Source organism: Bacteroidota bacterium (genome assembly GCA_016714535.1).
In the GTDB taxonomy this organism is placed as follows: Bacteria; Bacteroidota; Bacteroidia; order AKYH767-A; family OLB10; genus JADKFV01.
Map to the genome: position 1 here is coordinate 39,495 of JADKDR010000004.1, position 12,966 is coordinate 52,460.

11 protein-coding genes and 1 pseudogene are annotated in these 12,966 nt (G+C 40.1%); all 12 read right to left on the minus strand.

What is annotated here, in order from left to right; translation table 11 throughout:
* Positions 1-4: 4 nt before the first annotated feature.
* The 12 genes and pseudogenes from paaB to IPO27_06090 all read right to left on the minus strand — a co-directional run bounded on the left by paaB (position 5) and on the right by IPO27_06090 (position 12,837).
* On the minus strand, positions 5-298 hold the full coding sequence (gene paaB, locus IPO27_06035; protein ID MBK8846148.1) for a 1,2-phenylacetyl-CoA epoxidase subunit B: 294 nt from the start codon (positions 296-298) through the stop codon (positions 5-7).
* 12 nt (positions 299-310) lie between these two features.
* On the minus strand, positions 311-1,252 hold the full coding sequence (gene paaA / locus IPO27_06040; GenBank protein ID MBK8846149.1) for a 1,2-phenylacetyl-CoA epoxidase subunit A: 942 nt from the start codon (positions 1,250-1,252) through the stop codon (positions 311-313).
* Positions 1,253-1,266: 14 nt separating this feature from the next.
* Positions 1,267-2,427 carry a 4-hydroxyphenylpyruvate dioxygenase gene (hppD, locus tag IPO27_06045; GenBank protein MBK8846150.1) on the minus strand — a complete coding sequence of 387 codons (1,161 nt, stop codon included), beginning with the start codon at positions 2,425-2,427 and terminating at the stop codon, positions 1,267-1,269.
* A gap of 113 nt (positions 2,428-2,540) precedes the next feature.
* Positions 2,541-3,731: a homogentisate 1,2-dioxygenase gene (locus IPO27_06050; protein MBK8846151.1), complete on the minus strand. Its 1,191-nt coding sequence runs from the start codon at positions 3,729-3,731 to the stop codon at positions 2,541-2,543.
* A gap of 255 nt (positions 3,732-3,986) precedes the next feature.
* Positions 3,987-4,700 (minus strand): sulfite exporter TauE/SafE family protein, encoded by a 714-nt coding sequence (locus IPO27_06055; protein ID MBK8846152.1) that lies wholly within the window; start codon positions 4,698-4,700, stop codon positions 3,987-3,989.
* A gap of 7 nt (positions 4,701-4,707) precedes the next feature.
* Positions 4,708-5,148, minus strand: coding sequence for a FixH family protein (locus IPO27_06060; GenBank protein ID MBK8846153.1), 441 nt, complete (start codon positions 5,146-5,148; stop codon positions 4,708-4,710).
* A 7-nt stretch (positions 5,149-5,155) separates the two neighbouring features.
* Positions 5,156-6,568 (minus strand): cytochrome c oxidase accessory protein CcoG, encoded by a 1,413-nt coding sequence (gene ccoG / locus IPO27_06065; protein ID MBK8846154.1) that lies wholly within the window; start codon positions 6,566-6,568, stop codon positions 5,156-5,158.
* Between the two features lie 105 nt (positions 6,569-6,673).
* The gene (locus IPO27_06070; GenBank protein MBK8846155.1) at positions 6,674-7,843 is read right to left on the minus strand and encodes a c-type cytochrome; all 1,170 of its coding nucleotides are present in this window, start codon (positions 7,841-7,843) and stop codon (positions 6,674-6,676) included.
* A gap of 12 nt (positions 7,844-7,855) precedes the next feature.
* Positions 7,856-8,026 carry a CcoQ/FixQ family Cbb3-type cytochrome c oxidase assembly chaperone gene (locus tag IPO27_06075; GenBank protein MBK8846156.1) on the minus strand — a complete coding sequence of 57 codons (171 nt, stop codon included), beginning with the start codon at positions 8,024-8,026 and terminating at the stop codon, positions 7,856-7,858.
* 11 nt (positions 8,027-8,037) lie between these two features.
* A pseudogene (ccoN, locus tag IPO27_06080) lies at positions 8,038-10,157 on the minus strand (cytochrome-c oxidase, cbb3-type subunit I).
* Positions 10,151-10,345 carry a cbb3-type cytochrome oxidase assembly protein CcoS gene (ccoS, locus tag IPO27_06085; GenBank protein MBK8846157.1) on the minus strand — a complete coding sequence of 65 codons (195 nt, stop codon included), beginning with the start codon at positions 10,343-10,345 and terminating at the stop codon, positions 10,151-10,153. Before ccoS ends, ccoN begins: the two are co-directional and overlap by 7 nt.
* Positions 10,346-10,425: 80 nt before the next feature.
* Positions 10,426-12,837 (minus strand): heavy metal translocating P-type ATPase metal-binding domain-containing protein, encoded by a 2,412-nt coding sequence (locus IPO27_06090; GenBank protein MBK8846158.1) that lies wholly within the window; start codon positions 12,835-12,837, stop codon positions 10,426-10,428.
* Between the last annotated feature and the right edge of the window lie 129 nt (positions 12,838-12,966).

Here is a 12,966-nt window from a genome sequence, read left to right on the forward strand (position 1 = left end):
TGCATTAAAGGTTTTTGGTGCCTTGTGGCATTTTATAAAAATTTGGTGTTCGATAAATCTTATCGGCTGCAGGATCAAAAAATTCCTGCTCCATATCCGGAGTTGTAGCTGCAATACAGTCGGTAGGTACTACCCACAAACTGCGGCCTTCGCTTCTGCGTGTATAAATATCGCGAGCATTTTGCAATGCCATGTTTTTATCCGATGCATGTACACTGCCTTGATGCTCAAATGGGCTTCCGCTTTTTACTTGTAAAAAAACTTCCCATTGTGGCAGTTGATCAACTTTGTGTTCCATTATTTTATTAGTTTAACTGATGTTGATTTTTGTTGATTTTTTTTGTTCGTATTTCATTGCTGCTTCTCGTACCCACGCGGCTTCGTTGTGATATTTTATATGATGTGCTATGCGTTGTTCATTGCATGGACCATTCCCCTTTATCACACTGTTAAATTCGTCCCAGTTAAGTTCGCTAGTTTGCCAATGCATGGTCTCCTTATTATAAGTAAGCATTTTATCAGGAATGGAAAGTCCAATATGATGTGCCTGCTCCACCGTGCGATCAATAAAACGTTGCCTCAACTTATCGTTACTTTCAACTTTTACTTTCCAACGCATCGACTCCTGCGTATGTGGCGAATCGCTATCGTGGGGGCCAAACATCATGAGCGAAGGCGCCCACCAACGATTCATGGCATCCTGTGCCATTTCCTTTTGGTCTGAGGTGCCATTCATCATCCGTGCCATGATCTCATACCCTTGCCGCTGATGAAACCCCTCTTCTTTGCAAATACGTACCATAGCGCGTGCGTAAGGCCCATACGAACTTTTAGCAAGCATGGTTTGATTCACTATAGCAGCACCGTCAACCAGCCAGCCAATAGCGCCTATGTCGGCCCAAGTGAGTGTTGGGTAGTTGAATATGCTTGAATATTTTGCTTTGCCTTCATGCAACATCTGTATCAAGCTTGAGCGGTCAATGCCAAATGTTTCGGCAGCCGAATACAGATACAATCCATGTCCTGCCTCGTCCTGAATTTTTGCAAGCAGTATTTTTTTTGCGCGCAAGGTAGGGGCACGCAACACCCAATTACCTTCGGGCTGCATGCCTATCACTTCGGAGTGTGCATGTTGCGACATTTGTCTCAACAAAGTTTTACGGTATCCTTCTGGCATCCAGTCGCGAGGTTCAATTTTTTCTCCAGCATCTATGCGCTCCTGGAATTTTTTTTCCAATTCACTTTCGTTCATCCTTTTTGTTTGCTTTATAATGTTCCCCTTCGTGCCTGCTCTGCCTCAATACTTTCAAACAATGCTTTAAAGTTGCCCTTGCCAAAACTCTTGGCCCCTTTGCGTTGTATGATTTCGAAAAACAGCGTTGGTCTGTCTTCAACCGGCTTGGTAAATATTTGCAACAGGTATCCTTCTTCATCGCGATCAACCATTATGCCCCACTTCTTCAACTCTTCCATATCTTCTTCTATTATTCCTACACGATCGCGCACCGTATCGTAGTAAGAACCGGGTACGTACAAAAACTCAACACCACGTTTACGAATTTCCGAAATAGTAAACACTATATCATCTGTAGCAACTGCAATATGCTGGCATCCTGCTCCATTGTAAAAATCAAGATACTCTTCTACCTGCGATTTTTTCTTTCCATGAGCGGGCTCATTTATTGGGAATTTGATGTAACCATTGCCATTGGTCATCACCTTACTCATTAATGCTGTGTACTCGGTCGAAATATCTTTATCATCAAAAGTTACCAGATTAAAAAAGCCCATCACCTCAGCATAAAATTTACTCCATATATTCATTCCTCCTAACTCAACATTGCCTACCATGTGATCTATATATTTTAAGCCTGTTGGTGCAGGATGGTACTCCGAATTCCAACTTTCGAAACCGGGAAGAAAAACACCTTTATAATTTTTTCGTTCAATAAATAAATGAACTGTATCTCCATACGTATGTATTCCCGAACGTTTTATTTCTCCATCTTTATCTGTTAAGGTTTCCGGATTTAAATAAGGTTTGGCACCACGCTTTGTAGTTTGCTCAAAAGCATCGTAGGCATCATCTACCCAAAGTGCAATTACTCTTACACCATCGCCATGCTTCTGTATATGTTCGGCTACATCGCCATCTTTTACCAGTGGAGTAGTAAGTACCAATCTTATTTTTCCTTGTTGCAACACGTAGGAGGTGCGGTCGCGAACACCTGTTTCGAGGCCCGCGTATGCAAGGTCCTGAAACCCGAAAGCTGTCTTATAAAAGTGTGCTGCCTGCTTGGCATTGCCAACATAGAACTCCACATAGTCTGTTCCTAATAAGGGAAGAAAATCCTGAGCACCCTCAAATATTTTTTTTGTTTCAGAGTAATTGAAATTTTTTACTGCGGTTAAATCCTCGGTTATCATTTTTTATTGAGTATTATTTTTTTAATTAAATACGAATTACCTTTTATTAGATTGACAAGAGTGGTTACTTTAAAAAGTCATCAACACTATTTAGTTTCTTACTTATGTTTAATTTATAAGATTGCTGATTCGATTTTATGATGTGTGCCGGTAAGCCATGACTTGTAATAATCTTTGTTTTCAATTAGGAGTGCCTGATCGGTTACCATAACCGGATTAAACGGATCAATCATTACAGCAAGTTCATTGGTTTCCTTTTTTCCTATACTACGTTCTATTGCTCCGGGGTGCGGCCCGTGTGGTATACCACCGGGGTGTAAAGTGATTTGTCCTTTCTCGATATTATTGCGACTCATAAAATCGCCATCAACATAATACAACAACTCATCGCTGTCGATATTACTGTGATGATATGGAGCAGGTATCGCTTGTGGATGATAATCGTACAAGCGTGGCACAAAAGAACAAACTACAAAGTTTTTTGCCTGAAATTGTTGATGCACAGGAGGTGGCATATGTATGCGACCTGTTATTGGTTCAAAATTAAAAATAGACAATGCAAACGGAAACGAATATCCATCATAACCAATTACATCAAATGGATGAGTTTCATAAATGTAGGGATAAATAAGACCACGCTTTTTTATATTGATCAGAAAGTCGCCTTTTTCATCATGTGTTTCGAGTGAGTGAGGTAATTTAAAATCGCGTTCGCAAAAGGGAGAGGTTTCGAGAAACTGACCATACTGATTGCGATAGCGGGATGGTGTTTCTATAGGCGTATGCGATTCGATAAAGAGGAAAAGATTGTCGGTTGTTTCAAATTGTATTTGATATACTGTGCCACGCGGGATAATAAGATAATCACCATACTCAAAATCAACTGTACCGTACATCGATTTCAATTTGCCTTTGCCTCTATGTATAAACAACATCTCATCGGCATCAGCATTTTTAAAAAAATATTCCCCGGTACCTTGTTGTGGAGCAGCAAGACCAATTTGCAAATCGTTGTTTAAAAAAAGCACCTTGCGGCTATCAAGGTAATCTTCTTCGGGCTCAATGGAAAAGCCCGAAAAACTGCGGGCTTGCAAGTTATCTTCAACAATTACATCGGGACGCACGCTGTATGGTTTGCCATGCTCCTTAACCATGGTTGGCGGATGTAGGTGATACACCAATGATGATACTCCCGAAAATCCTTCGGTTCCAAATAACTCTTCCTGATATAAATTCCCATTGCTTTCTCTGAAAACTACGTGTCGCTTATTCGGAATTTTTCCTAGGCTATGATAAATTGGCATGGCTTTATTGTCTTAAAATTTTGTTCAAAATAATAAAACATAAATGCCTAAAAAAATGACTTAAATCATGAATCAGAAATTATTATTTTATCTTTTCGAAATGCGCATTTATTGCCTCAAGAACTCAATTTCTTGAACGATGCAAAAACCCTTTCACAAGTTTTTTTATATTCCTGGTGCACACTAAAAAAAGAAGTTAAACTAATTTAATACGAAACGATTTAAAAATGGCGTGCGTATTTACAGCCGTAATAGTTAGTGAGGAATGAAGCAATTGATTGCTTCATACAAGTTCGAAGAATTGGCAGAAAGATTTTCGGGTATAGAAACAAAAGCACCACGTACTACTAACAACAAAGCTAATATTGCCATTGCAATGGGCGACACACGTGCATATATCTTACGAAATCTGGTGCCGGCAAAATTCGATAGCAACGAAAAAGTCATCATTACAGGAAAAGTTCCTAATCCAAAAAACAACATGAATAGCGATGCACCGCCTACCGAACCGGAAGCGGTGGCACCTGCTGCCGCAGCATATACAAAGCCACATGGCAAGAGGCCATTCAACGTTCCAATAAAAAACAGGGAGAGCATTGTTTTCTTTGTAAATAACATTTTAAGGGGTACACGCATAGGAGCGGTTAGCTTTTGCGACAAGCGATAGAAAAATAATTTCCCCTTAGTAGTAAAGGAAATTAGCAACGTTACAAGAATTGTTAATCCAGCTATCATACTTAATTCTCGTTGAAATCCTTGTAACGATATAGCTAGTCCTAAGAAACCGGCCATCACTCCTATCAGAATGTAAGTGCCAACTCTACCAAGGTTGTAAATGAGCCTACCGGCAATCAGGTTTATAGTTGATCGGTTATCAACTGGCAACATAATGGCAATGGGACCACACATACCTGCGCAATGGAAACTGCTTAGCAGACCAAGTGTAAATGCAGATATGTACCAGGTCATAATCATCTTAACGAAGATGGATACTGCTTTCGTTGGAACATGCTCCTAAAGCTGTGTTCCAGGTGGCGCGTAGTTTCCAAAATCCTCTTGGCTTACCTTGCATAGGAATTTGAATGGTAGAATTTGGTTCCAACTTAACAGGAACAACAAAATCAGATTTTGCATTATCGGGTTTGTAAAAAGAAACTTGTCCTTCCACTTTTTCATGTGAAGTGGAAATTACCTCAACCACATTTTTATCATAATTCAATTTCAACTGCAGGCCTTCGGCCTGGTTCAATGCATTGACACGTGCATTAATACGCTCCTGATAGTTGACAGCATCCTTATAATAATCGGTAGATACCAAATCGTAAGTTTGCTGTGATGCTTTTACAGCAAATAAAATCATAACTGTTACAAACGTCAGGTAAGTAAATGTAATGCCGTGCCCCCAATTCAGTTTCATTTTATTCTTAATTATTTGGTCCAAGAAAATTAGTTTCAAAATCATCTATTTTGTCACCCTTACTATATACCTCGAATTTTACTTTCGTCTTAGTCTTGGTAATTTGCGAAGGAGTCATTTGAAGAAAAAATACACCTTGATAAACGGCTTCTTTCTTCAGTGTTTTAAGGTCACTACCAACAAAGGTAATGGTGGCTGGAGGGTCTACGGCTTTCAATGTTACGTCCATATCGTCAAACGTTTTATTTACCATCTCAATATTATAGAGGTTGGTAATGTTGCCCTCGGCCGTTTTCTGATACATGGCTCCGGGAGTGCGCAAGATGGTTGTTTCTATATCGCTGCGAAGCAGTATCAGGGTAAACAAGGTAGTCACTAATAGAAACAGAATTGCAGAATAGCCAATAATACGCGTAGTAACTTTAAACTTTACGCCTTTGCTAATGGCATTTTCGCTGGTATAGCGTACCAGCCCTTCGGGTTTATTTATCTTTCGCATGATGTCATTGCATGCATCAATACATGCCGTGCAGTTGATGCACTCCAATTGTGTACCATTGCGAATATCAATTCCGGTTGGGCATACCTGTACACATTGATGACAATCTATACAATCGCCCAAAGGAGCATCTTGCTCCTTCTTTAATTTGCCACGAGGCTCTCCTCGTTTATAATCATAACCAACGATTACTGAGTTAGGATCGAGCAATACACCTTGCAAGCGTCCGTATGGACAAACTACAATGCATACTTGCTCGCGAAAGCGGGCATATACACCATAGAAAACTCCGGTAAACAGAAGGATAGATAAGAAGCCGGCTGTGTGCTGACCAACACCTTCCGTTACAATTTTTTTCCATTCTTCTACTCCAATAATGTACTGCAGGAATGTATTGGAAATAATAAAAGCGATGATAAAAAATGCAATGTGCTTACCAAATTTTCGAAACGTTTTATCTAAATCCCACTCGCGTTTGTCAAGCGCTTTTTGTTTCGACATATCCCCCTCTATCCAATATTCAATCTTACGAAAAACCATTTCCATAAATACGGTTTGCGGACATGCCCAGCCACACCATAACCTTCCGAATAGTGCTGTAAATAAGGCGATAAAAACAACAAACGTGAGCATAGCCAATACAAAGAGAAAGAAATCCTGTGGAAAAAAAACGATGCCCAACAAAACAAACTTACGCTCAACCACATTGAGCAACATAAACGGATGACCATTGATTTGAATCCATGGCATTGCAAAAAATACAATGAGAAAAAAAACACTTACAAACGTTCGCGCATTATAATGTTTTCCATGAGGTTGCTTTGGATACAGCCATGCGCGTTTACCATCGGCAGCTATAGTTGCAATGCTATCGCGAAAAGTTTCGTCTCTGCCGGTTATATCATTAATTTCCGAATTCATTTTTTATTATCCTCCTAAATGGAATTAGATTTCTTTACTTTCAATCACGACTATTTAAAATGTTAGGCCAGGTTAATGATAAGCAGAGCAAATTCGCTCTATAAATTATTTTACAGAATCGGTAGCAGCAGCAACCACAGCCGTTACAGTTGTATCGGCAGCTGCAGGAGCTGCCTTTTCAGTCCAAATATCTCCTTGGGCCTCCTTGGCGCCAACAGGCTTTGTACCTTGCATGGTAAGTATATAACTGGATACTTGCTGTATTTGCTTTGGTGTTAATTGTGACTGCCAGCTAATCATTCCCTTTTGAGGAACACCATAAACAATGGTCTTGAATACATTTTTTATTCCTCCACCGTGCAACCAGTATTCATCGGTTAGGTTAGGTCCAACCTGACCACCACCATCTTCCTTATGGCAGCTAGCACAAAGCTTTACAAACACTTCTTTTCCTGAAGAAATTGCTGCAGCATCGGCCAGTACAGTAACGTTTTCTTCGTTTACATTATCGGCACTGGCCCTGAGCCTTTCTTCTTTTTCTCTTTTTGCCTCTGCTAATTCATCATTGTACTCTTGTGCCTGCAATCTGCCTGTGCCTGCATGGTAATAAACAAGATAAAAAAACGACCACGCAATGGTAAAATAAAATCCATACTTCCACCAGGGTGGCAGGTTGTTATCAAGTTCGTGTATTCCATCATAATCATGATCAAGCAGAATGTCCTTTTCCTTTGCAACCGGAACACTATCAACCATCCACAGGTATATACTTCGCATCCACGAAGGCGCTTCTTCTGTTTCAGCAGCCATTTCTGCTTGCGGTTGTGTTTGTTCGTTGTTTATAAATTTGAGCAATCGCATATTAACCCTGTACAAAATAATAATTGCGCATATTAATATGAGGATGATAAAAGCACTTAATATAAAGTTGCCGCTTAATAGCCACTCAGGAGGTGTAGGCGCCTTGGTGGTTGCAGCCTGATCGGCTTGTGCATTTGCGCTAGAAGCCCCTGCTAGCAAAAGCAATACGATGGCTTTGGTATAATTTGATTTTTCGGACACCATCTTAGCAAGATTGCGAATGGTCTTGCCCATAGTTGTTATAACTAATAACATAATCAGAATTATTAATAATGAAACATAAAACTCATTAGACAGAAAAATGTCGGGTACTTTATTTGAACTTGCAGCAGCTTGCGCCCAAGTTGCAAAACCCGGAACTAATAAGGTTACCGTTAACCATATTTTATTCAATGAAATAGCTTTGTTTTTCATACTATTTGAATTTTAGTTTTGCTCGTTTTCGGTTAAAGGCAACTGGCTTACCATTTCAAAATCTTCGGTTTTAGAACGTAATAACCAAGCAGCAATCATGGTAAAAAAAATAAAAAACACTATGAATGAGAATACCGGGTAAATGCCGATATTTTCTATGGATGACAATACTTCTTTATACATAACTGACAGATTTATTTTGATTCGGTTAATTTGTTTTTGTTGATGTCGGTTCCAAGGCGTTGCAGATAGGCTATCATGGCTATAATTTCCTTTTGGCTCATCACTTTAATACCATTCTTGGCAAGATCTGCGGTAATTTCATCTGACTGCTTTTTCAAATCATCGTTTGCTTTATCTGCATATCCCTCCGGATAAGGCACTCCAAGTTTTTGCATCACTTTAATCTTATCAGGTGTGGATGCAATATCCAAATCGTCCTCAATCAAATGGGGATATGGAGGCATGATACTTCCAGGCGACATGGTTCGCGGATCTTCCATATGGAAATAGTGCCATGCATTGGGATAACGGCCACCTTCGCGATGCAGGTCGGGCCCGGTGCGTTTACTTCCCCATTGGAATGGGTGATCGTAAACAAATTCGCCCGGTTTAGAGTACTCACCATAACGTTCGGTTTCAAAGCGGAATGGACGAATCATTTGCGAATGGCAGGTATAGCATCCTTCGCGAATATAAATATCGCGTCCTTGCAACTCGAGCGGAGTGTATGGCTTAACATAACTTAAAGTGGGCACATTGGACTTCACCATGAAGGTTGGAATCAACTCAACAATACCTCCAATTAAAATAACAATTAAGCTCCAGACCAACATTTGCACAGGTCTACGCTCAATCCAACGATGCCAGTGTCCAGGGTGTCCGGTATAGTTTTTTTCGAGGGCAGCTGCTTCGGCCGGCTCGTTAGCAATCAGGCTACCGGCATTTGCCGTTTTTGTTAAATTATATACCATCACAATGGCTCCTATCAAATACAAGCCACCGCCCAATGCGCGCAACTTATACATAGGCATAATCTGCACTACGGTTTCTAAAAAATTAGGATACTTTAAAATTCCATCTTCAGTAAACTCCTTCCACATAAAGTGCTGTGTAAAACCGGCAAAATACATGGGGATGGCATAAAACATAATACCCAACGTACCAATCCAAAAATGGAACGATGCAAGTTTTTGTGAGTGAAGAGGCGCGTTATAAATTTTAGGGATGAGCCAATATAAAATTCCAAAAATTAAAAATCCATTCCAACCTAAACCACCAATATGCACATGGCCTACAATCCAATCGGTAAAGTGTGCAATGGCATTTACACTTTTAAGCGAAAGCATAGGTCCTTCAAAGGTTGCCATACCATAACAAGTTACTGCAACTACAAAAAACTTAAGCTCCACATTATCACGAACCCGATCCCACGCACCACGTAGGGTAAGAAGACCATTGATCATCCCACCCCATGATGGCGCAATAAGCATAATGGAGAACACCACACCAAGCGACTGTGCCCAGTCGGGCAAGGCAGTATAAAGCAAGTGATGGGGCCCCGCCCATATGTATAAAAATATAAGCGCCCAAAAATGTATGATAGATAAACGATAAGAATATACCGGCCTGTTAACTGCTTTGGGAAGGAAGTAATACATTAATCCGAGGAAAGGAGTTGTAAGGAAAAACGCAACTGCATTGTGCCCATACCACCATTGTACTAATGCATCCTGCACGCCTGCATATACGGAGTAGCTCTTGAAAAAAGAAACCGGTATGGCCATGGAATTAACGATATGTAATACAGCTACCGTTACAACGGTAGCAATGTAAAACCAAACCGCCACATATAAATGCCGCTCGCGTCTTTTGATAATTGTGCCAAACATATTTATGCCAAACACAACCCATATAAGCGCAATGGCAATATCAATAGGCCACTCTAATTCGGCATACTCCTTACTAGTGGTTATACCAAACGGAAGTGTGAGTGCTGCACTCACAATAATTAATTGCCATCCCCAAAAGTGAATGCGGCTAAGCACATCGCTAAACATACGTGCTTTCATTAACCGCTGTAGCGAATAGTAAACGCCCATAAACATGGCATTACCTACAAAAGCAAATATCACAGCATTGGTATGCAAAGGACGAAGCCTGCCAAATGTTGTATGTGATTCGAAATTAAGTCCGGGAAAGGAATTTGCAGTGCTATTATCAAGCCCACCAACATGGCTACTATGCCCCAAATCATAGTAGCAATGGCAAAGTTTTTTACGATTCGGTTATCGTATTCGAATTTTTCTAGCATAAATCTTTATTTTGGTTTTCGGTAGTTTCAATTTTTTTTTCAGTGGTGCCTTCGTTTTCAAATAACATCCGTATAGAGGGTGTAACCTCATCTTCATACTGCCCGCTTTTCATTGCCCACAAAAAGGCTATAAGAAATCCGGAAGCAACAAGTAAGCTAATGGCTATAAGAATGATGATAACACTCATAAGTCGACAAAACTATTTTCTTGGCCTTAGGCAGGTCATGATGATTGTTTGACATATATATGACTTTTATCATCTATTGTTTATTCGATATTTTTTTTGCCAATTTTTAACCTGCGAGCATACAAACTACTGGCTGCCACTGTAAACAGTACCAGGCTAATGGTGCTTATAGGCATGAGTATGGCCGCTATCAATGGCGATAAGGTGCCCGTAACCGCAAAACTTAAACCCACTACATTATAAAGCAGAGAAATTATAAAACTTATCACAATTATTCTCATGGATACTTTGGCATAGGTTAACAGTGCCGGTATATGTTTTATAGCAGAGGCATCTATGATGGTATCGCTTGCAGGGGTAAAGGCATTGGTATTTTCAGAAACAGACATACCCACATTACTTTGCATCAAAGCCCCTGCATCATTCAATCCATCGCCCACCATCATTACCTGATAGTTTTCGTCTTGCACCTGTTTAATAAAATCGCGTTTATTTTTTGGTAATTGATTGAAACATATACCCGCCTTACTTCCAAAAATGTTTTGAAGGTTTTCTTTTTCGTTGTCATTGTCGCCTGATAGCAAGGCAAGTTTGTAGCTGCCATCGTTCAATTTGCTTATCATATCTGCAATGCCATCACGATACTTATTATTTATTTCAAAATAACCCATGTACTTGTTTTCGATGCTTAGATGCACACAAGAACCTTGCGGTGCATTGGCATCGGAGTTGCCAACCCATTGCTTATTTCCTAATTTTATAGCGGTACCATTGGCCATTCCTGCTATACCGAAACCACTTTGCTCATTAACACTGGTTACCTGTAAAAACTCTTTTTGATGTAAAGAATTGGCAACTGCTTTACTGTGCGGATGCGATGACTGCCTGGCAATGCTGTACACTAATTTTTGGTAATGGGTAGAAAGCTCTTTGCCAAAATACTTAACATGCGATGCTCCTGAGGTTGTGAGGGTGCCGGTTTTATCAAAAATAATATATGATATATCGGCAAGTTGTTCAATTACTTTATGGCTGCGCAGGTATATTTTGCTTTTTGCCAAAATGCGCATCATGTTGCCAAAAGTGAAAGGAGCTGATAATGCAAGGGCACAAGGGCATGCAATAACAAGCACAGCGGTAAAGGCATTGATGGCGCGCAACCTGTCCTGCTGCCACCATACCATTGCGGCAACTATGGCTACAACTATGGTAACTACAATAAACCATTTGCTTATCAGATGAACGAGTTTTTCAAATTTGCTTTCGTTATTCTTTTGCATGTGTTCACTCCACAATTGCGTAATGTATCCCTTGGCCATTTCGCGCGACACAAGACACTCAATCATTCCTCCACAATTTTTGGCACCTGCATACAGCAGCTCGCCACTGGCGTGCTTCACAGCATTTGTTTCACCGGTAACAAAGGCATAATCAACATTGGCCATGTTGCTTTGAAGGATAGCGTCAACCGGAATTATTTCCTGTTGCCGTATCAGTATTCTGTCGCCTACTTTTAGCGTGTCGGCAGCAACATCCTTTTCGAGTCCATTAATAAGCGTAGTAACTGAAATTGGAAAATACGATTTGTAATCGCGGCTAAATGAAAGAGACTCAAATGTAAAGTCCTGAAACCAGCGCCCTATTAACATAAAGAATATTAGCCCGCTGCCACTGTCTAAATATCCGGTGCCGGTGCCTGAAAGTATTTCGTATACACTGCGAATAAAGATAGCTGCAATGCCCAACGCAATGGGCGCATCAATGGATACCTGCTTATGCTTTAATGAGCGATATGACTGAATAAAAAATTCGGAAGCGCTGTAAATAAAAACAGGCAAGGATAAGAGTAAACTCATGTAGCTAAAGAAATATTTCAAGCTATCATCAGCTAAATTTCCCGCAGAAAAATAATCCGGAAAACTCAGCATCATAATATTTCCGAAACAAAACCCGGCCACACCAATACGAATAATTCTGCTACGGTTAGCTGAGATGGTTTGTTCTTTCCTGTTAGTATCTAAATTGATGGCGGGTTCATAACCCACCGCGGCAAGTTGTTCTGTTACCTGTCGCAGTGTTGTTTGACGTTCGTCAAAAACAATTTTTAATTCTTTGCACAGAAAATTTACTTTGCTTTCGACAATGCCTTTATTAAGTCTTCTGAAATTTTCGAGCAACCAAATGCAGCTGCTGCAATGCATTGCAGGAATAAAAAAGGTAAGATATACCAAGCTTCCATTTCGGTATTGAACCAGTTTTTCGGCTGCCCATTTTTCATCAAGATATCTGAAACGCCTGTCATCGCGCAAGGCGGTTTTTATGCCGGGTTGCTTCTGGTACTCATAATAACTGCATAGGTTGTTTTCGCGCAACACTTCGTATACGAGTATGCATCCGTTACAGCAAAATGTTTTTTCATCTGCAGTAATGGCGTCATCCTGGCATATAGCACCACAATGAAAACACAACTCTTGTTCAACTACTTTTGGCATAGACTAAATTACACGGCAATGATATTGTGCTTTAGAAACTCCGAAGTTGAGAATAGTCTTATTGCAAACTGACTTTTATCATCTTATTACAAATTGAATTAATCAATCTTTGGCCATTAAAAAAAACAC